21 protein-coding genes are annotated in these 26,677 nt (G+C 63.7%); 13 read left to right on the forward strand and 8 right to left on the reverse strand.

What is annotated here, in order from left to right:
* Positions 1-56: 56 nt before the first annotated feature.
* The 5 genes from F3J43_RS20175 to F3J43_RS20195 form a co-directional block, all read right to left on the reverse strand.
* Positions 57-458 (reverse strand): hypothetical protein, encoded by a 402-nt coding sequence (locus tag F3J43_RS20175; RefSeq protein ID WP_166890930.1) that lies wholly within the window; start codon positions 456-458, stop codon positions 57-59.
* Between the two features lie 7 nt (positions 459-465).
* Complete coding sequence (locus F3J43_RS20180) at positions 466-1,869, reverse strand: PAAR domain-containing protein (RefSeq protein ID WP_166890933.1); 1,404 nt, start codon at positions 1,867-1,869, stop codon at positions 466-468.
* A gap of 278 nt (positions 1,870-2,147) precedes the next feature.
* The gene (locus F3J43_RS20185; RefSeq protein ID WP_166890936.1) at positions 2,148-2,462 is read right to left on the reverse strand and encodes a DUF2388 domain-containing protein; all 315 of its coding nucleotides are present in this window, start codon (positions 2,460-2,462) and stop codon (positions 2,148-2,150) included.
* Between the two features lie 91 nt (positions 2,463-2,553).
* Complete coding sequence (locus tag F3J43_RS20190; protein ID WP_166890939.1) at positions 2,554-4,236, reverse strand: GspE/PulE family protein; 1,683 nt, start codon at positions 4,234-4,236, stop codon at positions 2,554-2,556.
* Positions 4,237-4,335: 99 nt separating this feature from the next.
* Positions 4,336-4,662 carry an ACT-like domain-containing protein gene (locus F3J43_RS20195; RefSeq protein WP_166890942.1) on the reverse strand — a complete coding sequence of 109 codons (327 nt, stop codon included), beginning with the start codon at positions 4,660-4,662 and terminating at the stop codon, positions 4,336-4,338.
* A gap of 126 nt (positions 4,663-4,788) precedes the next feature.
* On the opposite strand from F3J43_RS20195, the gene F3J43_RS20200 reads away from it, so the two are divergent.
* Entirely contained in the window at positions 4,789-5,259 is a 471-nt protein-coding gene (locus F3J43_RS20200) for an Lrp/AsnC family transcriptional regulator (protein WP_166890945.1), read from the forward strand.
* 63 nt (positions 5,260-5,322) lie between these two features.
* Here F3J43_RS20200 and F3J43_RS20205 read toward each other — a convergent pair whose 3' ends face one another.
* Complete coding sequence (locus tag F3J43_RS20205) at positions 5,323-6,702, reverse strand: CYTH domain-containing protein (protein WP_166890947.1); 1,380 nt, start codon at positions 6,700-6,702, stop codon at positions 5,323-5,325.
* A gap of 145 nt (positions 6,703-6,847) precedes the next feature.
* On the opposite strand from F3J43_RS20205, the gene argE reads away from it, so the two are divergent.
* Both argE and argA read left to right on the forward strand, forming a co-directional pair.
* The gene (gene argE, locus F3J43_RS20210) at positions 6,848-7,990 is read left to right on the forward strand and encodes an acetylornithine deacetylase (RefSeq protein WP_166890950.1); all 1,143 of its coding nucleotides are present in this window, start codon (positions 6,848-6,850) and stop codon (positions 7,988-7,990) included.
* A gap of 125 nt (positions 7,991-8,115) precedes the next feature.
* Entirely contained in the window at positions 8,116-9,414 is a 1,299-nt protein-coding gene (gene argA, locus F3J43_RS20215) for an amino-acid N-acetyltransferase (RefSeq protein WP_166890953.1), read from the forward strand.
* A gap of 81 nt (positions 9,415-9,495) precedes the next feature.
* Here argA and F3J43_RS20220 read toward each other — a convergent pair whose 3' ends face one another.
* A complete protein-coding gene (locus tag F3J43_RS20220) occupies positions 9,496-10,776 on the reverse strand; it encodes a glutamine synthetase family protein (RefSeq protein ID WP_286184858.1) in 1,281 nt (426 codons plus the stop codon).
* Positions 10,777-11,539: 763 nt separating this feature from the next.
* Here F3J43_RS20220 and F3J43_RS20225 point away from each other — a divergent pair.
* The 7 genes from F3J43_RS20225 to F3J43_RS20255 all read left to right on the forward strand — a co-directional run bounded on the left by F3J43_RS20225 (position 11,540) and on the right by F3J43_RS20255 (position 19,907).
* Complete coding sequence (locus F3J43_RS20225) at positions 11,540-12,898, forward strand: glutamine synthetase family protein (RefSeq protein WP_166890956.1); 1,359 nt, start codon at positions 11,540-11,542, stop codon at positions 12,896-12,898.
* 48 nt (positions 12,899-12,946) lie between these two features.
* On the forward strand, positions 12,947-14,308 hold the full coding sequence (locus F3J43_RS20230) for an aspartate aminotransferase family protein (RefSeq protein WP_166890959.1): 1,362 nt from the start codon (positions 12,947-12,949) through the stop codon (positions 14,306-14,308).
* A 223-nt stretch (positions 14,309-14,531) separates the two neighbouring features.
* A complete protein-coding gene (locus F3J43_RS20235; RefSeq protein ID WP_166890961.1) occupies positions 14,532-15,629 on the forward strand; it encodes a polyamine ABC transporter substrate-binding protein in 1,098 nt (365 codons plus the stop codon).
* 191 nt (positions 15,630-15,820) lie between these two features.
* On the forward strand, positions 15,821-16,885 hold the full coding sequence (locus F3J43_RS20240) for a polyamine ABC transporter substrate-binding protein (protein WP_205297999.1): 1,065 nt from the start codon (positions 15,821-15,823) through the stop codon (positions 16,883-16,885).
* Positions 16,886-16,957: 72 nt separating this feature from the next.
* Entirely contained in the window at positions 16,958-18,100 is a 1,143-nt protein-coding gene (potA, locus tag F3J43_RS20245; protein WP_166890967.1) for a polyamine ABC transporter ATP-binding protein, read from the forward strand.
* On the forward strand, positions 18,097-19,017 hold the full coding sequence (locus tag F3J43_RS20250) for an ABC transporter permease subunit (RefSeq protein WP_166890972.1): 921 nt from the start codon (positions 18,097-18,099) through the stop codon (positions 19,015-19,017). Before potA ends, F3J43_RS20250 begins: the two co-directional genes overlap by 4 nt.
* The gene (locus F3J43_RS20255; RefSeq protein WP_166890975.1) at positions 19,014-19,907 is read left to right on the forward strand and encodes an ABC transporter permease subunit; all 894 of its coding nucleotides are present in this window, start codon (positions 19,014-19,016) and stop codon (positions 19,905-19,907) included. Before F3J43_RS20250 ends, F3J43_RS20255 begins: the two co-directional genes overlap by 4 nt.
* 79 nt (positions 19,908-19,986) lie before the next feature.
* Here F3J43_RS20255 and F3J43_RS20260 read toward each other — a convergent pair whose 3' ends face one another.
* Positions 19,987-21,153 carry an AAA family ATPase gene (locus F3J43_RS20260; RefSeq protein WP_166890977.1) on the reverse strand — a complete coding sequence of 389 codons (1,167 nt, stop codon included), beginning with the start codon at positions 21,151-21,153 and terminating at the stop codon, positions 19,987-19,989.
* Positions 21,154-21,295: 142 nt separating this feature from the next.
* Between F3J43_RS20260 and F3J43_RS20265 the strand changes: the two genes are divergently transcribed.
* The 3 genes from F3J43_RS20265 to F3J43_RS20275 are packed head-to-tail and all read left to right on the forward strand — an operon-like array spanning position 21,296 to position 26,510.
* Positions 21,296-22,384: an efflux RND transporter periplasmic adaptor subunit gene (locus F3J43_RS20265; protein WP_166890980.1), complete on the forward strand. Its 1,089-nt coding sequence runs from the start codon at positions 21,296-21,298 to the stop codon at positions 22,382-22,384.
* The gene (locus F3J43_RS20270; RefSeq protein ID WP_166890983.1) at positions 22,381-23,448 is read left to right on the forward strand and encodes an efflux RND transporter periplasmic adaptor subunit; all 1,068 of its coding nucleotides are present in this window, start codon (positions 22,381-22,383) and stop codon (positions 23,446-23,448) included. Before F3J43_RS20265 ends, F3J43_RS20270 begins: the two co-directional genes overlap by 4 nt.
* Positions 23,445-26,510 carry an efflux RND transporter permease subunit gene (locus F3J43_RS20275; protein ID WP_166890986.1) on the forward strand — a complete coding sequence of 1,022 codons (3,066 nt, stop codon included), beginning with the start codon at positions 23,445-23,447 and terminating at the stop codon, positions 26,508-26,510. Before F3J43_RS20270 ends, F3J43_RS20275 begins: the two co-directional genes overlap by 4 nt.
* Positions 26,511-26,677 lie beyond the last annotated feature (167 nt).

Raw genomic sequence — 26,677 nt, forward strand, 5'->3', positions numbered from 1 at the left:
AGCGATCTGCTCATCGGGCGGTCTGCTGCTGGCTGTCGCTCGGTGATTTGTCGTATTTAAGAATAGGCATGATAAGTTATGGCGCATAGCAATGCGCCGATAGCTATGAGGAGTTCGCCGATGAGGAGCTGATATTTCAGAGGTTTTGGGAATTTATCTATTTCTTCTTTTTTTATTTTCCCAAGACGTATGTGCATTTGTTTGGTTGGCCAATGCAGTAAGCCTGCGATGGTGCCGGTTATCATTAATTTCCCCCAAGGCCCAAACATACACCATATAGCGCATTGAAGCCTTAGCCAATCACTGCTATTCAAGGCTGCGAGCATGATGTTCAGATTTTTGGTCCATGCCAGGCGAGCAATTATGAAAAGCCCTGTTAGCAGAATCACCCACGGGGTAAGGGCAATGAAAAGCTTCCAGGACTTCGAGGATGATGCCAATTCAACAAGTAGGCTCATGTTGTAGTCACTCCGAGTACAGGGATTCAAAAAGGACATCGCCGGTGACTTCTCCCGCCGTCATTCCGCTCACGCTCCCTGCCAAGACTGCTGCGCCAGTTATGGCTATGACGCAGACCGTTGCACTGACCGGGCCAAGGCTAAGGCACGCCCCGGCTACAGCGTTTGCGAAAATGCCGCCAGCCGTACCGCCAGCAAGACCCCCTGCAAAATTGCCAGACTCAGTGAAGCGAATTTTTTTACAGGCTGTCGTTTCGCCGGCTAGACATGCCTCTTGGACTTTCAAAAGCGATGAAGAACCACCGAGGATAATCCCTACGCTCCCTCCATATTTCAGGTAGTTTGACATTTTTGCCAACTTGTCCAAGTGCGTCGAGTAACCCGGAATTTGTCCCGTTCCGCCGGCCTTGCTCCAATGATGGACCAGGCTTTTGCTTGATATACCAAGGTCTCTGCGCAAGGAATCATGGCTGCCAAGTTCCATATGCTTGTTGAGAAAGGTGATCTTTAACTGTGCATCCAGTTTTTGGAAGAGCTCTTTGCGCGCACTGAAGAACTCTGGGCTTTTCAGGTGGCCGTACTTTTGAAATTGTTGCTGATGCAAGTGCTCTATACCGCGCAGTGTGCCCTGCAAATCCTCAAGTGATCTGGCCATCATCGTCTGGACAACGCCCATCGATAAGCTTGCATCTGCGAGCAGGCCTGCAATATCGCTCTGGTGACGCATCATGAAATCCGCCTCCTCGGCGTTCATTTCCGTCAGTGCCTCCCGTGCCCTCTGCGCTGCGGCCATCAACTCGGCCTCTTCGCGGGTGCAGGCATGGGTATTGTCCGGGTCGCCGATGACGAAGAGCTCACCGGCCTTGAAGCCTTGAGCGAAGGTGGGGTTCAGGCGTTGCAAGCGGGCGACTGGCAGCGAGCCGCGTACCTCGAACAGTTGCATGAGCAACTGAGGGAACGAGGTGCTGCGTTGCACGATGTGAAAACCGGGTTCAAGTCCGCCGGGGGTGGCCGAAGCCATGGGCGATGTGGCGCGAACAAAGGCCTGTGGTTGGCGTGGAGCGTTGCCATGCACGCTATCGGAGGTGGGCAGGTGTGCCGAATTCGCTAGAGCCGTGACTTGCTGACTCATTGCAGCCAAGACGTAGTTGCTACCGGCTGGGCACCCGCATTGCACGGGTGTGCCATCTACAGCGACAGGGATGCCATCCTGAAGCCAGCGTGACTCGCCATCGACGATCGTGCCTTCCTTGCCGCACTGCGGACATGGCGTGGTACGGTCACCTTCGAGTAGCCAGCGGCGGCCATGGAAAGTACCGCGTGCCTGGCCAGCGATACAGGTGGCATCAGTACTGGTGAGATCGCCGTCCAGGCCTTGGCCTTTGCCGAAGATGTTCATGCGCTGGCTCATGCTGCTGCTTCCTTGTGAGTGGAAGCCCGGACGCTAGCAGCCAGGAAACTGACTTTTTCCTGCTCAGGAGGGTTAGAGAAAGGTCCTACGGCATTTGGCGATTTGTACTGCGATGCCGTTTGGAAATGGGGCGGCTTGTAGAGGCATTGGAGCTATGTATGGGGACCGGAACCTGTGCTGTTCGTGTGTGCCGGTGGAGGCGTATCGCTAGGACCGCTTCGCGGGGCAAGCCTGCTCCCACGTCGGAATCGTGGGAGCGGGCTTGCCCCGCGATTGGATTATTCGGCTACCGCATTCTTGGCCAGGATGGCGTTGGCCAGTTCCATGTCGCTGGCCTGCACGCCCGGGTTGTCGGCGCGAACCTGGTTGATGGCAGCCTCCAGGAACGGCCCGCGAATAGCACCGTCGCTGGCGACGAAGCTGCCGGCGTCGTCCTGGGCGGCGACGATCAGCTTGTGGTCCTTGAAGGTCAGGTAGGTAGAGGCGGTGGTTGCGCCGGAGGAGATGATGTTGCGCCAGAAGGTGTCGGCCATGGCGGAGCCGATCGGCAGCGCGAACAGGACAGTGGCTGCGATGGCTGTTTTGAGACGCATGATGAAAGACCTCGAAAGATGAGGGGGTTGGGATGCCGGTTTGATTCATTGTAGTTGCTCCAAGTTCCCGGCCCCACAAGGGCGTTTGCAGTTATCCACAGACGCGCATCACTTCCATGGCCGTGGTCTGGCCTTGCTCTATCCTGTTGTGCCCATGTCGCCTGAGTTCGCGCATGCCTTCGGTGATGGCCTGCCGATGCAGTCCGGCAAGATCGGTGGCGGGTGTGATCCGCTCGCGCAGGCTGTCGCTGAGCCTGAGCAGCTCGAACAGGCCCGTACGTCCATGGAAGCCCGTGCCGCGGCAGGTGTGGCACGCCGCCCCCGCTGCCGCCCGGGCGCCCTGGCAGGCGGGGCACAGCGTGCGCACCAGACGCTGGGCCATGACCGCGAGCAGGCTGGCCTTGATCAGGTAGTCGGCCACCCCCAGCTCCTGCAGGCGGGTGATGGCGCCGCAGGCATCGTTGGTGTGCAGGGTGGACAGCACCAGGTGGCCGGTGAGCGCGGCCTGGACCGCAACCTGGGCCGTCTCCCGGTCGCGGATCTCGCCGATCATGATGATGTCCGGGTCCTGGCGCAGCAGGGCACGTACGCCGCTGGCGAAGTCCAGGTCAAGGGCAGGTTGGACCTGCAGTTGGTTGAGCGCAGGTTCCAGGCGTTCGATGGGGTCTTCGATGCTGCACAGGTTCACCTGTGGGGTAGCCAGGTGGCGAAGGCTGGCATACAGGGTGCTGGTCTTGCCCGAGCCGGTCGGGCCAGTCACCAGCAGGATGCCCTGGCGCTGCTCCAGCAGCGCCAGCCACTGTGCCAGCACCGTACCATCCAGGCCCAGGCATTGCAGGTCTTCATGCTGGTGCTGCGGGTCGAACAAGCGCAGTACCAGTTTTTCCCCGAAGGGAGTGGGCAGGGTGGAGAGGCGCAGTTCGACCTCGGCCCCGTTGGGCAGGCGGGTCTTCAGGCGACCGTCCTGGGGCCGGCGTTTTTCCGCGACGTTCATTCGCCCCAGATGTTTCAGGCGACTGACCATGGCCAGGGTGACGCCTGTCGGGAAGGCGTAGACAGCATGCAGCAGGCCGTCGATGCGCAGGCGCAGGTGGCCTTGCTCGCGGCGTGGCTCCAGGTGGATATCGCTGGCGCGTTGTTCGATGGCGTATTGCAGCATCCAGTCGACGATATTGACGACGTGGGCATCGTCGTTGGCGGTCTGTGGCTGCCTGGCCCCCAGCTCCAGCCACTGCTCCAGTTCGCCGATCCGGCGCGCGGACTGATGGCCGGCGCCGCGCACCGAGCGGGCCAGGTCGAAAAAGGTCGGGCCAAGCTGGCGAATCTGCTGCGGGCTGGCGAACACTCGGTGCACGGTCTTGCCCAGGCTGCGCTCCAGGTCCGCTTCCCAGGCATTTCGATAGGGCTGGGCGCTGGCCACGGTGACGCTGTCGTCGTCCACGGCCACGGGGAGAATGCCATGGCGCTGGGCGAACCCGGCGGACATCAGGCCGGCGACCCGGACCAGGTCGACCTGCAGTGGATCGATCTGCAGGAAGGGCTGGCCAACCCGGTCTGCCAGCCAACGACACAAGGTATCGAGCCGCAGGGGACGGTGAGGCTGTTGCGCGTCTACTGGTGCCAGCTCGGCAATCACTTCGAGGGGATGCTCGTCGGGGCGAGCCTTGGCTCGCTCGAGCACTTCGAGGACATCACCGGCAACTATGCGCCGGTCGGCCAGCAGGGCGTCGAGCAGGCGATTGAGATCAAGGTCATGGGCGGCGTTGGCGAGCATGGTGGCATCCTTGCCTGGCGAACGGAGGCCAGGACAAGGCTAGCCGGGCAAGGGCGGGGTGGGCGGGGCAAAGGGTTTCTGGATCTTGCGTCGTACAGCTCAGCGTGCCGCGACCTCCGCCAGCTGTGGCAGGTTGGCGAGGCAGACCTCGCTGACGCAGACCAGGTTGCGCAGCTTCTGCGCGATCACTTCGGCACGATGCCAGCTCAGGCCGCCGACGCCGATCTGCACGTCCAGCAGGTCGTCATGCTGGCTGACCTGCACATTGTGCGGGGTGAGGAACTGCAGGGCGAACAGGTTGAGCACCCGGCACAGGCTGTCGGGTTCGGCTTCGGCTTGCAGGCGGTAGTGCACGGTGCAGTGGACCGCGTTGGCGGCCCAGGCGTCGAGGCGAGGCAGGGTGAGGGGCCGTTCGAGTGCATTCATGCTGGATCTCCGCGAAAGTCGGGAAATTCTTGCACGTGATGCGGGGCATTTCTTCGCTATCATTCGCCGATACGGCCTAACTGGCGAATTGTTCAATTTTATAAGTGAAGATATTCGGGAGAAATTATGCACGCTGGGCTCGACGCCTATGATCGGCACATTCTCGAACTGCTGCAGGAGGACGCCTCGCTCTCCAGCGCGCAGATCGCCGAACGCGTGGGGTTGTCGCAATCACCCTGCTGGCGGCGGATCCAGCGGCTGAGGGAAGAAGGCGTGATTCGCGGCCAGGTCACGCTGCTGGATCGCAAGAAGGTGGGGCTGAATACGCAGATCTTCGCTGAAGTGAAGCTCAATGCCCACGGGCGTTCGAACTTCGCCGAATTCACCGAGGCGATCCGCGGCTTTCCCGAAGTGCTGGAATGCTATGTGCTGATGGGGGCGGTGGATTTCCTGCTGCGCATCGTCACTTCGGATATCGAAGCTTATGAGCAGTTCTTCTTCGAAAAGCTATCGAACGTACCGGGCATCCAGGAGGTGAATTCGATCGTGGCGCTGTCGGAGATCAAGAGCACCACAAGCCTGCCGCTGGGGCGCTGAGCGCTGCAACGCGGTACAAGCCCGCCCCCGTGTGGGAGCGGGCTTGTACCGCGACGTGCATCATCAGGCCTTGAGCAGGTGCTTCCAGGCGCGATTCTGCTCGATGGCGCGAGCCTGCTCGATACGGTCTTCGAGCAGTGCGTCCTTGTGCTCCTCGAGCAGCGGCTGCTCGGCCAGCTGGTGCAGCTTGTTCAGTTCGCCATACAGGCGGTCCAGCTGAGGCAGGTCGAGCACCTGGCGGGCGTGGTGCATCCACACCTGGATGCTTTCCAGGCGCGGCAGCTGTTCGGCCAGGTCTTCCGGGCGCTGCACATACAGCGGCAGCTTCAGGGCACGGGACTCCTCGCCTAGCAGGTGATGCAGCCAGCTGGCCAGTTGCGCCTTGCCCTGGCGTTCGCCACGGCCCTTGCGTTCGCTGGTCCAGGCCCGGGCGCTCAGCCAGCGTGCGGTTTCCAGGGAGAACTGACCCCAGCGCACATCCTCGAGTTCCTCGGCGAACTGCTCGGGCGCGGCGCGGCGGATGTCTTCATCGTCATTGCCGGCCTGCACCAGCGGGCGCCAGTCTTCCAGCAGCGCGTCGAGGCTGGCGCGCAGGGCGCGGGTGGTCGGGCGTGGCGCCGCCTGGCCCAGGCTGGCGGTGAGGGCGCGCAGTTCGGCCAGGCTGCGGACCCAGTCCTGCAGCAGGCGCCAGTGGCCATTGTGGCGGTACTGTTCGGCCAGGCGCTGGCTGCTGCCCAGCAACTGCCAGGCGAGGGCGGCGAAGGCGTCGTCCAGCGCCATCTCGGCGTCCAGTTCGGTGCTTGGCAGGTCCAGCTCGTAGCTGTCCGGTTCGAGCAGGCGGTAGCCGCGCTCGGCCTTGCTGATGTCGCACGGCATCAGCGCCAGGCTGGCTGACAGCTCGGCGGCCAGTTCCAGCAGGGCCTCGGGCGCGCCTTCGCGCAGTTCGAGCTCCAGCTCGCAGATTTCTTCCTTGCGCTTGCCGGCGACCACGAAGCCCTGGTCGAGCGCGGCCTCGATCACCACCTTGGCCTTGCCGCGGCCCCAGGCGATCTCGGCGTATTCACGGGTGAAGTCGGTAGTGAACAGCGGCTTGATGGTCTTCTTGTCCAGTTCGGCCAGTTGCTCGGGCCAGCAGCTGGCGTCGAGCTTCTTCAGGTCGAGCTTGACCTTGTCCAGTTGCCACTCGAACTCGTTGCGCTCGGACAGGCCGGCGACACTCTGGCCGCGGCACTTGAGGGTCTGGATGATGACCTCGCCATCGCGGCGCAGGCGCAGGGCGACGCGGGCGGCGGACAGGTCGCGCGCCGGGGTGTCGAAGTACTGGTTGAGCAGTTCGCGGGTCTGCCAGCCGGACTTGTTGCGCTTCTTCAGCAGGGGGTGCTCGCGCAAGGCGGCAAGGGTCTCGCGGCTGGCGCGGAGTTTGAGTTCGGTTTCTTTGTGCATCGCGGGCTCGGAAGGAGGGGCATCGTTGCTGGGCAGTCTACAGCACTTGCGCCATGAATCCTTGTTTGTGGGCGCGGGCCTGCCCGGGTTGCCTTGCGAGGCGCTGGCGTTGTTATGATGAGCCACGCTTCCGAGGAGCTTGCGCATGCCGTTGCCGTCGCTGAAAGACCAGTTCGCCGCCCTGATCGCCACCCCCTCGGTCAGCTGCACCCAGCCCGCGCTGGACCAGTCCAATCGCCCGGTCATCGACCTGCTGGCCGGTTGGCTGGGCGACCTGGGTTTCACCTGCGAGATCCAGCCTGTCAGCCCGGGCAAGTTCAACCTGCTGGCCAGCCGCGGCAGCGGCCCCGGAGGCCTGGTGCTGGCCGGGCACAGCGACACGGTACCGTACGATCCACAGTTGTGGAGCAGCGACCCGCTCAAGCTGACCGAGGTCGATGGCCGCTGGGTGGGCCTGGGCAGCTGCGACATGAAGGGTTTCTTCGCCTTGGTCATCGAGGCCGTGACGCCGCTGTTGGCGCACGACTTCAAGCAGCCATTGCTGATCCTCGCTACCTGTGACGAGGAAAGCTCCATGTCGGGTGCCCGCGCCCTGGCTGAAGCCGGTCAGCCGCTCGGTCGCGCGGCGGTGATCGGCGAGCCCACCGGGCTCAGGCCGATCCGCATGCACAAGGGCATCCTCATGGATCGCATCGATATCCTCGGACGCAGCGGCCATTCGTCGGATCCGAGCCTGGGTCGCAGCGCCATGGAGGCCATGCATGCGGTCATGGGAGAGCTGATGGCGCTGCGCCAGGGCTGGCAGGACAAGTACCGCAACCCGCAGTTCGGCGTACCCACCCCGACCCTCAACTTCGGCTGCATCCATGGCGGCGACAACCCTAACCGTATCTGTGGCCAGTGCGCTCTGGAGTTCGACCTGCGACCGTTGCCGGGGATGGATGCCGAGCAACTGCGCGCCGCGATTCGCAGCAAGCTGGTGCCGTTGGCCGAACGCTTCGACGTACGCATCGACTACGCGCCGTTGTTCCCGGAGGTGCCGCCGTTCGAGCAGGCTGCCGACAGCGAACTGGTGCGCCTGGCCGAGCGGCTGACCGGCCATCGCGCCGAAGCAGTGGCCTTCGGCACCGAAGCCCCTTATCTTCAGCAGCTCGGTTGCCAGACCATCGTCCTCGGCCCGGGCGATATCGCCTGTGCCCATCAGCCCGGCGAGCACCTTGAAATGTCACGTATCGAGCCTACCGTGCGTCTATTGCGTGACCTGATACGGCACTATTGCCTGAGCTAAACGTCAACCGACCTGATTCGTTCCTGCCTAGAGGAGACCGCGCGTGACCGCAAGCCTGTTCCGACGATGACTTTCGAACGTTGTGCGCCCTTCCGTTCTCCGTTCACTTATCCACAGGCCTCGTCATGCCCGATTACGTCAACTGGCTGCGCCATGCGTCCCCCTACATCAACGCCCACCGTGACTGCACCTTCGTGGTCATGCTGCCCGGTGACGGCGTCGAACATCCCAACTTCGGCAATATCGTCCACGACCTGGTGCTGCTGCACAGCCTCGGCGTTCGCCTGGTACTGGTCCATGGCTCGCGGCCACAGATCGAAAGCCGCCTGGCCGCTCGTGGCCTGACCCCGCACTACCACCGTGGCATGCGCATCACCGATGCGGCGACGCTGGACTGCGTGATCGATGCCGTCGGCGCCCTGCGCCTGGCCATCGAGGCGCGCCTGTCGATGGACCTGGCGGCCTCGCCGATGCAGGGTTCGCGGCTGCGGGTGGCGTCCGGCAACCTGGTCACCGCACGGCCGATCGGCGTGCTCGAAGGGGTGGACTACCACCACACCGGTGAGGTGCGCCGGGTCGATCGCAAAGGTATCAACCGCCTGCTCGACGAGCGCTCCATCGTATTGCTGTCGCCGCTGGGCTATTCGCCTACTGGCGAGATCTTCAACCTGGCCTGCGAAGACGTAGCCACCCGCGCCGCCATCGAGCTGGGCGCCGACAAGCTGCTGCTGTTCGGAGCCGAGCCGGGGCTGCTGGATGAGCATGGGCAACTGGTGCGCGAGTTGCGTCCGCAGCAGGTTGCACCGCACCTGCTACGCCTGGGCAGCGATTATCAGGGCGAACTGCTCGACGCTGCCGCCGAGGCCTGCAAGGGTGGCGTGGCGCGTAGCCATATCGTCAGCTACGCCGAGGACGGAGCGCTGCTCACCGAGCTTTTCACCCGCGGTGGCGGTGGCACCCTGGTGTCCCAGGAGCAGTTCGAGGTGGTGCGCGAGGCGACCATCGAGGATGTGGGCGGCTTGCTGGAATTGATCAGCCCGCTGGAAGAGCAGGGCATCCTGGTGCGTCGCTCGCGGGAGGTACTGGAGCGGGAAATCGAACAGTTCAGCGTGGTCGAGCGCGAGGGCATGATCATCGCCTGTGCGGCGCTGTATCCGATTGCCGACTCCGAGGCCGGCGAGCTGGCGTGCCTGGCGGTGAATCCGGAATACCGGCATGGCGGGCGCGGCGACGAGCTGCTCGAGCGCATCGAAGCGCGGGCGCGCAAGCTGGGGATCAATACGCTGTTCGTGCTGACGACGCGGACCGCGCACTGGTTCCGCGAGCGTGGTTTCGCGCCGAGCGAAGTGGAGCGGCTGCCGGCGGCACGGGCATCGCTGTACAACTACCAGCGCAATTCGAAGATCTTCGAAAAATCGCTCTGAGAGTGGATATGACGCCTGCAGGAGCGGTTGAGTTGGCGCTAGTGCAATGAAAAACGCCGCCCTTGTGGGCGGCGTTTTCGTTTACACGGTATGCAGGTACCAGTTGTACTCGAGGTCGGAGATCGAGTGCTCGAATTCCTCCAGCTCGCTCTCCTTGCACGCGACGAAGATGTCGATGTACTTCGGATCGATGTACTTGTTGAGGATCTCGCTGTCGTCCAGCTCGCGCAGGGCATCGCGCAGGTTGTTCGGCAGGCTCTGCTCCAGTTGCTCGTACGAGTTGCCTTCGATCGGCTCGCCCGGTTCGATCTGGTTGGTCAGGCCGTGGTGCACGCCGGCCAGCACCGCTGCCATCATCAGGTACGGGTTGGCGTCGGCACCGGCCACGCGGTGCTCGATGCGTACGGCGTCCGGCGAACCGGTCGGCACGCGCAGGGCCACGGTGCGGTTGTCCAGGCCCCAGCTCGGTGCGTTGGGCACGTAGAACTGCGCGCCGAAGCGGCGGTACGAGTTGACGTTGGGGCAGAGGAACGCCATCGAGGCGGGCAGGGTCTCGAGCACACCGCCGACAGCGTGACGTAGCGCGGCGTTCTGCTCGGGATCCTCGCTGGTGAAGATGTTGTTGCCATCTTTGTCCAGCACGGAAATGTGCACATGCAGGCCGTTGCCTGCCTGGCCCGGGTAGGGCTTGGCCATGAAGGTGGTGTCCATTTCATGGTCGTAGGCGATGTTCTTGATCAGGCGCTTGAGCAGCACCGCGTAGTCACAGGCCTTGAGCGGGTCGGCGACGTGGTGCAGGTTGACCTCGAACTGCGCCGGGGCGCTTTCCTTGACGATCGCGTCGGCCGGGATGCCTTGCTCCTTGGCGCCTTCGAGGATGTCCTGCAGGCAGTCGGCGTATTCGTCGAGGTCGTCGATCAGGTACACCTGGGTCGATTGCGGGCGCTTGCCCGAGATCGGCGAGCGTGGTGGCTGCGGGCGGCCGTTCACGTTCTCCTGGTCGATCAGGTAGAACTCCAGCTCGAACGCGGCGCAGATGGTCAGGCCCATCTCGGTGAACTTGCTCACCACTTGGCGCAGCACTTCGCGCGGGTCGGCGAAGAAGGGCTCGCCCTCGAGCTCGTGCATGGTCATCAGCAGCTGCGCGGTAGGGCGCTTCTGCCAGGGTTCGTTGGAGAGGGTGCCGGGGATGGGGTAGCAGATGCGGTCGGCATCGCCGATGTCCAGGCCAAGGCCGGTACTTTCGACGGTCGAGCCGTTGATATCCAGGGCGAAGAGGGAGGCAGGCAGGTTGATGCCTTTCTCGTAAACCTTGTGGAGGCTGGTGCGCTCGATGCGCTTGCCGCGCACCACACCATTCATATCTGCAATCAGAAGGTCAACGTAGAGAACCTCAGGATGTTCCTTAAGGAACGCGTTCGCTTCGTTAAGCTGAACGGCACGCGGGGGTACCGACATGATGCAACACCTTTTTTGTTAAAAATATCAATCAAGGGGGGCTTGCAACCCCAGTCAATCGGAAAGACCAGGTGAAGTCAAGCCAGCCCCATGATGCCCTTAAATGGCACATCTACGGCAGATTTGCCGCATATCGGGGCGTGCCATTATCCGCTATTTTCGCTGCGAAAGGTTATCCAGAGCACAGCGTGTTTTATTTTTTACGGAGTGGTTGTGTAAAAAAATGAACGAGGCTAAGCTCGGCGACAACCCAGAACACAATAATACGAGGGTCACATGGTCCGCCTGTCGAGACCTGCCAGCACTGCGCCCGCAGTGCGTCCAGGTATTTCTCCCGGTTGCCGTCCGGTCATTGCGCGCCTGCATCAATGGGCGGTCGCTCTGCTCGCAATAATTGACGGTTTGCATAAAAAGACCATGCCTCGTAACGCTTTGGCGTACGTCTTCCTTTCTCTCTGCCCTTCGTTCCCAGCCCGTATACCCTTCCTCGGCGTATATCCGCTGGTATCCCGAGCGAGGGGTTTTGCTTTAGCCCTGCACTCCATACAGAATCAAGGCGCGGGCCTGTCCAGGCCCCTCGACGCCGTGCGCGTCGACTTTGTCCGACGCCTGGCGTCAGTGGCGGTCGGTTCCCAGCAACCGGGCCACATTACCTCCTGAGGTATTTATGAGTACCAACCTCGACCAGCTCACCGATTGGTTGAAAGAGCACAAGATCACCGAAGTGGAATGCCTGATCAGCGACCTGACCGGCATCACCCGCGGCAAGATCTCGCCCACCAACAAGTTCATCGCCGAGAAGGGCATGCGCCTGCCAGAGAGTGTGCTGCTGCAGACCGTGACCGGCGACTACGTCGACGACGACATCTATTACGAACTGCTCGACCCGGCCGACATCGACATGATCTGCCGTCCCGACGAGAACGCGGTGTATCTCGTGCCTTGGGCCATCGAACCGACCGCCCAGGTGATCCACGACACCTACGACAAGAAGGGCAACCCGGTCGAGCTGTCGCCGCGCAACGTGCTGAAGAAGGTCCTCAAGCTGTACGCCGACAAGGGCTGGCAGCCGATCGTCGCGCCGGAGATGGAGTTCTACCTGACCAAGCGTAGCGAAGACCCTGACTTCCCGCTGCAGCCGCCGGTGGGCCGCTCCGGCCGTCCGGAAACCGGTCGGCAGTCGTTCTCCATCGAGGCCGCCAACGAATTCGACCCGCTGTTCGAGGATGTCTACGACTGGTGCGAACTGCAGCAGCTGGATCTGGACACACTGATCCATGAAGACGGCACGGCGCAGATGGAAATCAACTTCCGTCACGGCGACGCCTTGCACCTGGCCGACCAGATCCTGGTGTTCAAGCGCACCATGCGCGAGGCGGCGCTCAAACACAACGTGGCCGCCACCTTCATGGCCAAGCCGATGACCGGCGAGCCCGGCAGTGCCATGCACCTGCACCAGAGCGTGGTCGACGTGGCCACCGGCAAGAACATCTTCAGCAATGAGGACGGCAGCATGAGCGCGCTGTTCCTCAACCACATCGGTGGCCTGCAGAAGTTCATCCCCGAGGCGCTGCCGCTGTTCGCGCCCAACGTCAACTCGTTCCGCCGCTTCCTGCCCGACACCTCGGCGCCGGTGAACGTCGAGTGGGGCGAGGAGAACCGTACCGTCGGCCTGCGCGTGCCGGATGCCGGCCCGCAGAACCGCCGTGTCGAGAACCGTCTGCCGGGCGCCGATGCCAACCCGTACCTGGCCATCGCCGCCAGCCTGCTGTGCGGCTACATCGGCATGGTCGAGGGCATCGAAGCCAGCGCGCCGGTGCAGGGCCGTGGCTACGAGCGGCGCAACCTGCGCCTGCCACTGACCATCGAGGACGCCCTCGAGCGGATGGAGAACAGCCGCGCGCTGGAGCAGTACCTGGGCAAGAAATTCATCACCGGCTACGTCGCCACCAAGCGCGCCGAGCATGAGAACTTCAAGCGCGTCATCAGCTCCTGGGAGCGTGAGTTCCTGCTGTTTGCTGTGTGATCAACCCTGAGGCCGCCTGCGGGCGGCCACCGGAAAATGGAGAGGCACATGAGCGTCAACAACCCGCAAACCCGTGAATGGCAAGCCCTGAGCGGCGAGCATCACCTGGCTCCTTTCAGCGACTACAAGCAGTTGAAGGAAAAGGGGCCGCGCATCATCACCAAGGCGCAGGGCGTGCATTTGTGGGACAGCGAGGGGCACAAGATCCTCGACGGCATGGCCGGCCTGTGGTGCGTGGCGGTCGGCTATGGCCGTGAAGAGCTGGTGCAGGCGGCAGAGACGCAGATGCGCGAACTGCCGTACTACAACCTGTTCTTCCAGACCGCCCACCCGCCAGCGCTGAAGCTGGCCAAGGCGATCACCGACGTGGCGCCCAAGGGCATGACCCATGTGTTCTTCACCGGTTCCGGCTCCGAGGGCAACGACACCGTGCTGCGCATGGTCCGTCACTACTGGGCACTCAAGGGCAAGCCGCACAAGCAGACCATCATCGGCCGGGTCAACGGCTATCACGGCTCCACCGTGGCCGGCGCCAGCCTCGGCGGCATGAGCGGCATGCACGAGCAGGGTGGCCTGCCGATCCCGGGCATCGTGCACATCCCGCAGCCGTACTGGTTCGGCGAGGGTGGCGACATGACCCCGGACGCCTTTGGCGTGTGGGCTGCCGAGCAGTTGGAGAAGAAGATTCTCGAAGTCGGCGAGGACAACGTCGCCGCCTTCATCGCCGAGCCGATCCAGGGTGCCGGTGGCGTGATCATTCCGCCGGAAACCTACTGGCCGAAGGTCAAGGAGATCCTCGCCAAGTACGACATCCTGTTCGTCGCCGACGAAGTGATCTGCGGCTTCGGCCGTACCGGCGAGTGGTTCGGCTCCGACTATTACGACCTTGCCCCCGACTTGATGACCATCGCCAAGGGCCTCACTTCCGGTTACATCCCCATGGGTGGTGTGATCGTGCGTGACACGGTGGCCAAGGTTCTCAGCGAGGGTGGCGACTTCAACCACGGCTTCACTTACTCCGGCCACCCGGTGGCGGCGGCGGTGGGCCTGGAAAACCTGCGCATCCTGCGCGACGAGAAGATCGTCGAGAAGGCCCGCACTGAAGTGGCACCGTACTTGCAAAAACGTCTGCGTGAGCTGCAGGACCACCCGTTGGTGGGCGAGGTGCGCGGCCTGGGCCTGCTCGGCGCGATCGAGCTGGTCAAGGACAAGGCCACTCGCACCCGTTACGAAGGCAAGGGCGTGGGCATGATCTGCCGCACCTTCTGCTTCGACAACGGCCTGATCATGCGCGCGGTGGGCGACACCATGATCATTGCCCCTCCGCTGGTGATCAGCCGCGAGGAAGTGGACGAACTGGTGGAAAAGGCGCGCAAGTGCCTGGATTTGACGCTCGAAGCGATCAAATGACGGTCTGCTAGGGTTGATACGAAAAGTCGCCGAGCGTCGTGCAGGCACTTATCGTGCAAAACCTGGGCTGGCGAGGTGACATTAAGTCGTTACAAGGCCCTGCTTCTGTTGAAACAGCGCCTTGTAACTTGCCAGACTAGCGGCTGTTTAGTCGCCCAGCGCGTGACCCGTGGGATCCGGCTGCTGAACAGATGGCTTGATAATAAATTCTGGAGCATAACGCATGAAGAAAATGGGCAAGACGCTGCTGGCCGCCGCCCTGATGGGCACCTTGGCGACCGCTGTCCAGGCTGACGACAAGGTGCTGCACGTCTACAACTGGTCGGACTACATCGCCCCGGACACCGTGGCCAACTTCGAGAAGCAGACCGGCATCAAGGTGGTCTACGACGTCTTCGACAGCAACGAGACCCTTGAAGCCAAGCTGCTGGCCGGCAAGTCCGGCTACGATGTCGTCGTGCCGTCCAACAACTTCCTGGCCAAGCAGATCAAGGCTGGCGTCTATCAGGAACTGGACCGCTCCAAGTTGCCCAACTGGAAGAACCTCGACCCGGCCCTGCTCAAGGCCGTCGGCGATGCCAGCGACCCGGGCAACAAGTTCGCCTTCCCGTACATGTGGGGCTCCATCGGCATCGGCTACAACCCGGAGAAGGTCAAGGCCGCGCTGGGCGTGGACAAGATCGACTCGTGGGACGCCGTGTTCAAGCCCGAGAACATTGCCAAGCTCAAGAGCTGCGGCGTGAGCTTCCTCGATGCGCCGACCGAGATGATCCCGGCCGCGCTGCACTACCTGGGGCTGCCGAGCGACAGCACCAAGAAGGAAGACCTGAAGAAAGCCGAGGACCTGTTCCTCAGCATTCGTCCGTCGATCACCTACTTCCACTCCTCCAAGTACATCTCCGACCTGGCCAACGGCAACATCTGCGTGGCCGTGGGCTACTCGGGCGACCTGGAGCAGTCCAAGGCCCGTGCCCACGAGGCCGGCGACAAGGTCAAGCTGAGCTACACCATTCCGAAGGAAGGCGCTGGTACCTTCTACGACATGGTCGCCATTCCGAAGGATGCCGAGAACGTCGAGGCCGCCTACAAGTTCATGGACTACCTGCTGCAGCCTGAGGTCATGGCTGCCATCACCAACGCCGTGCGCTTCCCGAACGGCAACAAGGCGGCGACCCCGTTCGTCGACAAGTCCATCACCAGCGACCCGGCGATCTACCCGTCCGATGAAGTGAAGGCCGAGCTGTACGCCATCAAGGCCCCGGAGAAGACCGCCCAGCGCGAGATCACCCGCAGCTGGACCAAGATCAAGTCGGGCAAGTAAGCCCGTTGCAGCACCCTCCGGGCCGGTGTTTGCCGGCCTGGAGGCGAGTCAAGGCAAATAAGTTTGCGGCATCCACGCCGTGAAGGTAAGTTGCGCGCCGGTTTTGCGTGTGCGGCCGAGATTTTCCGCCACTTGAGGCACTGATTGTGAGGACCACCCACTTGTCTATTTCTGTATTTCGCAAGGCCTTGATGGCTGGAGCGGGTCTGACGCTGGCTTGCAGCGTCCAAGCGGCGCCCACGGTGCACATCTACAACTGGTCCGACTATGTCGGCCCCACCACGCTCGCCGATTTCCAGAAGGAAACCGGAATCGAGCCCAAGTACGACGTCTTCGACAGCAACGAGACGCTGGAAGGCAAGCTGCTGGCCGGTCGCACCGGCTATGACGTGGTCGTGCCGTCCAACCATTTCCTCGGCAAGCAGATCAAGGCGGGCGCGTTCCAGAAGCTCGACCGCAACCTGCTGCCCAACTACGCGAACCTCGACCCGACGCTGATGAAGCGCCTGGAGAAGAACGACCCGGGCAACCAGTACGCCGTCCCCTACCTGTGGGGCACCAATGGCATCGGCTACAACGTCGAGAAGGTCAAGGCGGCGCTGGGTACCGACAAGATCGATTCCTGGGCGGTGCTGTTCGAGCCCGAGAACATGAAGAAGCTCAGCAAGTGCGGCGTGGCGTTCCTCGACTCCGCCGACGAGATGCTGCCGGCGGTGCTCAACTACATGGGCCGCGACCCCAACAGCAGCAACCCCAAGGACTACGCCGACGCCGAGAAGAAGCTGCTGGCCGTGCGTCCCTACGTGACCTACTTCCATTCCTCGAAATACATCACCGATCTCGCCAACGGCGACATCTGCGTGGCTGCCGGTTTCTCCGGCGACGTGTTCCAGGCCAAGGCCCGTGCCGAAGAAGCCAAGAAGGGCGTGAAGCTGGCCTACGCCATCCCGAAGGAAGGTGGCAACCTCTGGTTCGATGTGCTGGCGATCCCCAAGGACGCGAGCAACGTCAAGGAGGCCCATGCCTTCATCAACTATTTGCTGAAGCCTGAGGTTATCGCCCAGGTCAGTGATTACGTCGGTTACGCCAACCCGAACCCCAAGGCTGGCGACCTGATGGACCAGGCCGTGAGGACTGACGCCGCGGTTTACCCACCGCAGGAAGTGCTGGACAAGATGTTCGTCAACGCCGAGTTGCCACCCAAGGTGCAACGTTTGATGACCCGCAGCTGGACCAAGGTCAAGTCGGGCAAGTAACAATCCAGGCCCGCCACGGCCCCTGCAGACACAGGCCGGGTGGGCACATAAATCTTGTTGGGAGTTTCACTCATGGCAGTTGCCTCCGGTGCCTATAAGAAAGCCCTCGAGGGTGGCCAGCAACCCAAGCAGGTGCTGGTCAAGATCGACCGGGTCACGAAAAAGTTCGACGAAACGGTAGCCGTGGACGATGTGTCCCTGGAAATCCGCAAGGGCGAGATCTTCGCCCTGCTGGGTGGCTCCGGTTCCGGCAAGTCCACCTTGCTGCGCATGCTGGCCGGCTTCGAGCGTCCGACCGAAGGGCGGATCTTCCTCGATGGCGTCGACATCACCGACATGCCGCCCTACGAGCGGCCGATCAACATGATGTTCCAGTCCTACGCGCTGTTCCCGCACATGACCGTGGCGCAGAACATCGCCTTCGGCCTGCAGCAGGACAGGATGCCCAAGGCCGAGATCGACGCCCGCGTGGCCGAAATGCTCAAGCTGGTACACATGACCCAGTACGCCAAGCGCAAGCCGCACCAGCTGTCCGGCGGCCAGCGCCAGCGCGTGGCCCTGGCCCGCTCGCTGGCCAAGCGGCCCAAGCTGCTGCTGCTCGACGAACCGATGGGCGCCCTGGACAAGAAACTGCGCTCGCAGATGCAGCTTGAGCTGGTCGAGATCATCGAGCGGGTCGGCGTGACCTGCGTGATGGTCACCCACGACCAGGAAGAGGCCATGACCATGGCCCAGCGCATCGCCATCATGCACCTGGGCTGGATCGCCCAGATCGGCTCGCCTGTGGATATCTACGAAACGCCGACCAGCCGCCTGGTCTGCGAGTTCATCGGTAACGTCAACCTGTTCGAGGGCGAAGTGATCGAGGACGCCGAAGGCCACGCGATCATTGCCAGCCCGGAACTGGAGCGCAAGATCTACGTCGGCCACGGCATCACCACCTCGGTCGAGGACAAGCACATCACCTACGCCCTGCGGCCGGAGAAGCTGCTGGTGACCACCGAACAGCCAACCTGCGAGCACAACTGGTCGCGTGGCAAGGTCCACGACATCGCCTACCTCGGCGGCCACTCGGTGTTCTACGTCGAACTGCCCACCGGCAAGATCGTCCAGTCGTTCGTCGCCAACGCCGAGCGCCAGGGCACTCGGCCGACCTGGGAAGACGAAGTGTTCGTGTGGTGGGAAGACGACAGCGGCGTGGTACTGCGCTCATGAAGCCGCGCAAGCTCAAGCGAGCGCTCCAGCGCATCATTCCGCAGGGGCGGCACCTGGTGATCGGTGTGCCGTTCATCTGGCTGTTCCTGTTCTTCATGCTGCCGTTCTTCATCGTCCTGAAGATCAGCTTCGCCGAAGCCGACGTGGCGATCCCGCCGTACACCGAGATCTACACCTACGTCGAAAGCAAGCTCCAGGTGGTGCTGAACCTGGCCAACTACGGCCTGCTCACCGAGGACGAGCTGTATATCTCGGCCTACCTCGGTTCGCTCAAGGTCGCCTTCTTCAGCACCCTGCTGTGCCTGCTGATCGGCTACCCGATGGCCTACGCCATCTCCAAGGCCAGGAAGGAAACCCAGACGGTCCTGCTGCTGCTGATCATGATGCCGACCTGGACCGCGATCCTGATCCGCGTCTATGCCTGGATGGGCATCCTCAGCAACAACGGGCTGCTCAACAGCTTCCTGCTGTGGCTGGGGCTGATCGACCAGCCGCTGCAGATTCTCAACACCAACCTGGCGGTCTACATCGGCGTGGTCTATTCGTACCTGCCGTTCATGATCCTGCCGCTGTACGCCAACCTGGTGAAGCACGACGAGAGCTTGCTCGAGGCTGCTTCCGACCTGGGCTCGAGTACCTTCAACAGCTTCTGGAAGATCACCGTGCCGCTGTCGAAGAACGGCATCATCGCCGGCTGCATGCTGGTGTTCATCCCGGTGGTCGGCGAGTTCGTCATTCCCGAGCTGCTGGGCGGCCCGGAAACCCTGATGATCGGCAAGGTGCTGTGGCAGGAGTTCTTCAACAACCGTGACTGGCCGGTGGCGTCCGCGCTGGCGGTGGTGATGCTGGCGATCCTGATCGTGCCCATCCTGCTGTTCAACCGCAGCCAGGCCAAAGAGATGGAGGGGCGGGCATGAAGCGCTTCGGATTCTCCAAGCTGATGCTGGTGCTCGGCTTGCTGTTCATCTACCTGCCGATGCTGATCCTGGTGATCTACTCGTTCAACGCCTCCAAGCTGGTGACGGTGTGGGGCGGCTGGTCGGTGAAGTGGTACGTCGGCCTGCTCGACAACACCCAGCTGATGGGCTCGGTGATGCGCTCGCTGGAGATCGCCTGCTACACGGCGGTCGCCGCGGTGGCGCTGGGTACCCTGGCCGCCTTCGTGCTGACCCGGGTGACCCGCTTCAAGGGCCGCACCCTGTTCGGTGGCCTGGTCACCGCGCCGCTGGTGATGCCCGAGGTGATCACCGGTCTGTCGCTGTTGCTGCTGTTCGTGGCCATGGCGCAGATGATCGGCTGGCCGCAGGAGCGCGGCATCGTCACCATCTGGATCGCCCACACCACGTTCTGCGCGGCCTATGTCGCGGTGGTGGTGTCGGCGCGCCTGCGTGAGCTGGACCTGTCCATCGAAGAGGCCGCCATGGACCTGGGCGCCAAGCCGTGGAAGGTGTTCTTCCTGATCACCATCCCGATGATCGCGCCATCGCTGGCGGCAGGCGGCATGATGTCGTTCGCCCTGTCGCTGGACGACCTGGTGCTGGCGAGCTTCGTCTCCGGCCCGGGCTCGACCACCTTGCCGATGGAGGTGTTCTCGGCCGTGCGTCTGGGCGTGAAGCCCGAGATCAACGCCGTGGCCAGCCTGATCCTGCTGTCGGTATCGCTGGTGACCTTCCTGGTCTGGTACTTCAGCCGCCAGGCCGAAGAGCGTCGCCGCCGGGCGATCCAGCTGGCCGTCGAGGAAGGCGCCGCGGCGAACGTCGCGCCGACGCAGGTCAAGCGTCCGCTCCGGGCTACCGCCCAGGCCTGACCCAGCCTGTCGCGGGGCAAGCCCGCTCCCACGGGCCCGTCACCAGACGGGTGGGAGCGGGCTTGCCCCGCGATGCATTTCAGCCTTGGTCCGGCCAGTTCCAGGCCGGCTCATCGAGCATCCCCTGGCCGGCTATGCCGGTCTGCCCCAAGGTCTTCTCCAGGTGGATCGAGTTGCAGTCCTCGTCCTCCTCCAGCGCCGCCACCAGGCGTGGCGCGTGCGACACCACCCACACCTGGCATTCTCGCGCGGCCCGGCGAATCAACCGCGCCAGCGCCGGCAACAGGTCCGGGTGCAGGCTGGTTTCCGGCTCGTTGAGCACCATCATGCTCGGTGGTCGCGGGGTGAGCAGGGCGGCCACCAGCAACAGGTAGCGCAAGGTGCCGTCGGACAGTTCGGCGGCGCTCAGCGGACGCAGCAGCCCGGCCTGGTGGAAACGCAGGGCGAACAACCCGCCAGCCTGGGCGTCGATCGTCAGCCGGGCACCGGGGAAGGCATCGCCCACCGCCTCTTGCAGTGCCTGCAGGTCGCCGATCTCGTCGATGGTCTGCAGCGCCGCGGCCAGGTCACGGCCATCGTGATGCAGCACCGGGGTGCGGGTGCCCAGTCGCGATTGCCGTGCGGGGGCCTCGGCGTCGGTCCTGAAGTGGTCATAGAAGCGCCAGCTGCGGATCTGTTCGCGCAAGTGCGGCACCTCGGGCGAGCCCTGCAGGCTGCCGACCTGGTCGAACAGGCTGTCGAACTCGGTCATGTGCTGGTGCAAGACCTGCCATTGGCGCCCGTCGCGGGCCTTGACCATCGCTGCGTTGCGCTGCACCAGCTGGCTGGCGGGCCGGCATAGCGGGCCGGCCCAGATCGTCTCTTGCTTGATCTGCGGATCGAGGGCGAATTTCGAGCGGCTCGGTTCGGGCAGGCCGAGGCTGATCGCGTAGCCGAAGTCCTCGCCGGCGAAGCCCATCTTCAGGCGTCGGGCTTGTTGCCGTGGGCCACCTTCGACCGCTACTTCGCCGCTGAGCATGCGCCGGGTGAGCTTCTCGGGGCCGGCCCAGAAGGTCGACTCCAGCCCACCCTCGGCGGCCAGGGCGTTGACCACGCCGCCGCGCGCGGTCTCCGCCAGCAGGCGCAGGGCCTTGTACAGGTTGGATTTGCCGCTGCCATTGGCACCGGTAATCACATTCAGCCGGCCCAGCGGCATTACCAACTGGTTGATCGAGCGGTAGTTGGCAATGGCCAGGGTGGTGAGCATCGGCGGCATCCTTGAGCGGTCTGGCGCCAGTATCGCCGAAAGCGCCGTACGTTGTTGAACCCTGGCTGGTGCCGTTTGTCGATCCCTGATCTACGCTTCAAACGCATCCCTCTCCACCCTCACGTCGAAGCAAGGAGCCTGCATGACGGTCATACGTCCGCCGCTGGTCGTTTGCCTGGGGCTGCTGTTCATGCTGTCGGGCTGCGGCAAGGAAGAAAGCCCCCGGGAGCTGCCACGGGTGGTGGTGCAACAGGTCAAGCCCACTGATTTTGCCGCCCGGGTCACCTTGACCGGCGATGTCCAGGCACGGGTGCAGACTGACCTGTCGTTCCGCGTGGGGGGCAAGATCATCTCCCGTGGCGTCGATGTCGGCGATCACGTCAAGGCCAACCAGGTGCTGGCGCGGCTCGATCCGAAGGACCTGCAGAACAACGTCGACTCGGCCAAGGCCGAAGTGTTCGCCGAGCAGGCCCGGGTCACCCAGACCAGCGCCGCCTTCGTGCGCCAGCAGAAGCTGCTGCCCAAGGGCTACACCAGCCAGAGCGAATACGACTCCGCCGAGGCCGCCCTGCGCAGCAGCCAGAGCGCGCTCAAGGCGGCCCAGGCGCAACTGGCCAACGCCAACGAACAGCTGGGCTACACGGCCCTGGTTTCTGAGGCCGACGGGGTGATCACCGCGCGCCAGGCCGAAGTCGGCCAGGTGGTGCAGGCGACCATGCCGATCTTCAGCCTGGCGGTGGACGGCGATCGCGACGCGGTGTTCAACGTCTATGAGTCGCTGCTGGTCGGCGGACCGAGCGATGAAGGGGTGGTCGTCAGCCTGCTCGACAACCCGCAGATCAAAGCCTCGGGTGTGGTGCGCGAGATCACCCCGACGGTCTCGGCGCAAAGCGGCACGGTTCAGGTCAAGGTCGCCCTGCGCGATGTGCCGCCAGGCATGCAGCTCGGCTCGCCGGTGACGGCCGCCACCAACGCCCAGCGCCGGCCGAGCATCGAGCTGCCCTGGGCGGCGCTGTCCAAGGCGCTGCACGAACCCGCGGTGTGGGTGGTGGGCGAGGGCGACAAGGTCGAGCTGCGCCAGGTAAAGGTTGCCCGCTACCTCACGGGCCGGGTGGTCATCGCCGAGGGCGTCAAGAGCGGCGAGACCGTGGTGGTCGGCGGCGCCCAACTGCTGCACCCGGGCATGCAGGTACGGAAGATCGCGGCGCGGGATGCCGGAGGTGACCAATGAAGCGGCTGTTGATCGTGCTGCCGGCGCTCCTGTTGCTGGCCGCTTGCGGCAGTGACAAGGAGCCGGTCGAACCTGTGCGGCCGGTGCTGTCCACCGTGGTCCAGCCGCAGGTGCAGGCGCAACTGGGACGTTTTGCCGGGAGCATCCAGGCGCGTTTCGAGAGTACCCTGGGCTTTCGTGTGTCCGGGCGGATCGCCCGGCGCTGGCTGGATGTAGGCGCGCAGGTGAAGCCGGGCGATATCCTTGCCACCCTCGACCCGACCGACCAGCAGAACCAGTTGCGTGTCGCCGAAGGCGACCTGGCCAAGGTCCAGGCGCAGTGGATCAACGCCCAGGCCGATGCCCGTCGCCAGCAGCAATTGTATGACCGCGGCGTTGGCGCCCAGGCGCAGCTGGACATCGCCCAGACCAACCTGAAAACCACCGGTGCCTCGCTGGAGCAGGCGCGCTCGGCGCTCAGCCAGGCCCGCGACCAGCTCGGCTACAGCACCCTGCGCAGCGATCATGCCGCCGTGGTCACCGCCTGGCAGGCCGAGGCCGGGCAGACCGTCAGCGCCGGCCAGGCCGTGGTCACCCTGGCGCGTCCGGATGTGAAGGAGGCGGTGATCGACCTGCCGACCAACCTGGCCGAACAGTTGACCAAGGACCTGACCTTCACCGTCGCCCTGCAACTGGAGCCGAGCATCAGCACCACCGCCACCCTGCGCGAGCTGGAGCCACAGGCCGACGCCACCACCCGCACCCGGCGCGCGCGCCTGACCCTGGCCAGCACCCCCGATACCTTCCACCTCGGCACGTCGGTCAGCGTCACGCTCAGCGCCGCGGTGACGCCGCGCAGCGAACTGCCGCGCACGGCCTTGCTCGAGCGCGACGGCAAGACCCAGGTATGGGTGGTCGACCCGCAGCAGAAGACGGTCGCCACCCGTGACGTGACGCTGCTCGAGCGCGATGCCGAGCACATCGTCCTGGCCTCGGGGGTGCAGCCCGGCGAGCGGGTGGTCACCGCCGGCGTCAATATCCTCAAGCCCGGCCAGCAAGTCACCTTCGACGAGGACGCACGATGAAAGGAAGCTTCAACCTGTCCGAGTGGGCGCTGCGGCACCAGTCGTTCGTCTGGTACCTGATGGCGGTGAGCCTGGTGATGGGGGTGTTCTCCTACCTCAACCTGGGCCGTGAGGAAGACCCGTCGTTCACCATCAAGACCATGGTGATCCAGACCCGCTGGCCAGGTGCGACCCAGGACGAGACGTTGTTGCAGGTCACCGACCGGATCGAGAAGAAACTCGAGGAACTGGACTCGCTCGACTACGTAAAAAGCTACACCCGTCCCGGCGAATCCACGGTCTACGTGTACCTGCGCGACACCACCAAGGCCAAGGACATTCCCGAGATCTGGTACCAGGTGCGCAAGAAGATCCAGGACATCAGCGGCCAGTTCCCCAAGGGTATCCAGGGCCCGGGCTTCAACGACGAGTTCGGTGACGTATACGGCTCGATCTACGGCTTCACCGCCGACGGCCTGACCCTGCGCCAGTTGCGCGACTATGTGGAGCAGGTGCGCGCCGAGGTGCGGGAGGTGCCCAACATTGGCAAGATCGAGCTGATCGGCACCCAGGACGAGGTGCTCTACCTGAACTTCTCGACCCGCAAGCTGGCCTCGTTCGGCATCGACCAGCGCCAGGTCATGGAAGCCCTGCAGGCGCAGAACGCGGTGACCCCGGCTGGGGTGATCGAGGCCGGGCCCGAGCGCATTTCGGTGCGCACCACCGGGCAGTTCGCCTCGGAGAAGGACCTGCAGACCGTCAACCTGCGCATCAACGACCGCTTCTTCCGCCTGGCCGATATCGCCGACATCGAGCGCGGCTACGTCGACCCGCCGTCCCCGATGTTCCGCTACAACGGCCAGACCGCCATCGGCCTGGCCATCGGCATGAAGGCCGGCGGCAACATGCAGGTGTTCGGCAAGCTGTTGCGCGAGCGGATGGAGCGGATCACCGCCGACCTGCCGGTGGGGGTCGAGGTGCACACCGTGTCCGACCAGGCGGTGGTGGTCAAGCAGGCGGTGGGTGGTTTCACCAGCGCGTTGTTCGAAGCCGTGGTGATCGTGCTGGTGGTGAGCTTCGTCAGCCTCGGTATCCGTGCCGGGCTGGTGGTGGCCTGCTCGATCCCGCTGGTGCTGGCCATGGTCTTCGTGTTCATGGAATACAGCGACATCACCATGCAGCGGATCTCCCTCGGCGCACTGATCATCGCCCTCGGCCTGCTGGTGGACGATGCGATGATCACCGTCGAGGTGATGGTCACGCGCCTGGAAATGGGCGAGACCAAGGAGCAGGCGGCGACCTTCGCCTATACCTCCACCGCCTTCCCCATGCTGACCGGCACCCTGGTGACCGTGGCCGGCTTCGTGCCCATCGGCCTGAACGCCAGCTCCGCCGGCGAGTACACCTTCACCCTGTTCGCGGTGATCGCCGTGGCCCTGCTGGTGTCGTGGATCGTCGCGGTGTTCTTCGCCCCGGTGCTGGGCGTGCACATTCTCGACAGCAAGAAGCTCAAGCCCCATGAGTCGGAGCCGGGCCGGGTGGGACGCGCCTTCGAGCATGGCCTGCTGTGGTGCCTGCGCCACCGCTGGCTGACGGTGATCGGTACCGTCTTGCTGTTCGTGCTGTCGGTGGTGGGCATGCGCTTCGTGCAGAACCAGTTCTTCCCGTCGTCGGACCGCCCGGAAATCCTCGTCGACCTCAATCTGCCGCAGAACGCCTCGATCGAAGAGACGCGCAAGGTGGTCGACCGCTTCGAGGCGACGTTCAAGGATGACCCGGACATCGTCAGCTGGAGCACCTACATCGGCCAGGGCGCGATTCGCTTCTACCTGCCCCTGGACCAGCAGTTGCAGAACCCCTACTACGCCCAGTTCGTCATCGTCAGCAAGGGCCTGGAGGAGCGCGGCGGGCTGATGAAGCGCCTGCAGGAGCGCCTGAACAAGGACTTCGTCGGCATCGGCACCAACGTCCAGTCGCTGGAGATGGGCCCGCCGGTGGGGCGGCCGATCCAGTATCGGGTCAGCGGCAAGGACATCGACCAGGTGCGCCGGCACAGTATCGAACTGGCCACCTTGCTCGACCAGAATGCGCATATCGGCGAGATGATCTACGACTGGAACGAGCCGGGCAAAGTGCTGCGGGTCGAGATCGCCCAGGACAAGGCACGTCAGTTGGGGTTGTCGTCCGAGGACGTGGCCAACGTGATGAACAGCATCGTCAGCGGCGTGCCGATCACCCAGGTCAACGACAACATCTACCTGATCAACGTGGTCGCCCGCGCCGAGGACAGCGAGCGCGGTTCGCCCGATACCCTGCAGAACCTGCAGATCGTCAGCCCCAACGGCACCTCAATTCCGCTGCTGGCGTTCGCCACCGTGCGCTACGAACTGGAGCAGCCGCTGGTGTGGCGCCGCGACCGCAAGCCGACCATCACCATCAAGGCCTCGGTCAATGGCGATATCCAGCCCACTGACCTGGTGGCCCAGCTCAAGCCGGTGATCGACCAGTTCGCCAGCCAACTGCCGGCCGGCTACGAAGTGGCCACCGGCGGTACCGTGGAGGAGAGCGCCAAGGCTCAGGGGCCGATCGCCAAGGTCATTCCGCTCATGCTGTTCCTCATGGCGACCTTCCTGATGATCCAGTTGCACAGCGTGCAGAAGCTGTTCCTGGTGGTCAGCGTGGCGCCACTGGGGCTGATCGGGGTGGTGCTGGCGCTGGTGCCGACCGGGACGCCCATGGGCTTCGTGGCCATTCTCGGGATCCTGGCACTGGCGGGGATCATCATCCGCAATTCGGTGATCCTGGTGACCCAGATCGACGAGTTCGAGGCCCAGGGCTTTGCCCCCTGGGACGCGGTGGTGGAGGCCACCAACCACCGGCGGCGGCCGATCCTGCTGACGGCGGCGGCGGCGAGCCTGGGCATGATCCCGATCGCCCGGGAAGTGTTCTGGGGGCCGATGGCCTACGCCATGATCGGCGGCATCATCAGTGCAACGCTGCTGACGCTGCTGTTCCTGCCGGCGCTATACGTGGCCTGGTACAAGATCCGCGAGCCGGAGAACAGCTCCGGGACGCGACACTGACCCCCTGTAGGCGCGGCCTTGTGTCGCGAAAGGGCTGCGCCTGCGCAACGCTGTTCGTTGTTGGTTATATAAACATTCTTAAACAGTATTTTTAAGAATATCCGCGCCTCTCTAGTATTGCCCTCACGCCAGGCGCAAACCCCCTTCAGACCCTCTGCCCGGCACCC

Source organism: Pantoea sp. Cy-639, assembly GCF_011752525.1.
In the GTDB taxonomy this organism is placed as follows: domain Bacteria; phylum Pseudomonadota; class Gammaproteobacteria; order Pseudomonadales; family Pseudomonadaceae; genus Aquipseudomonas.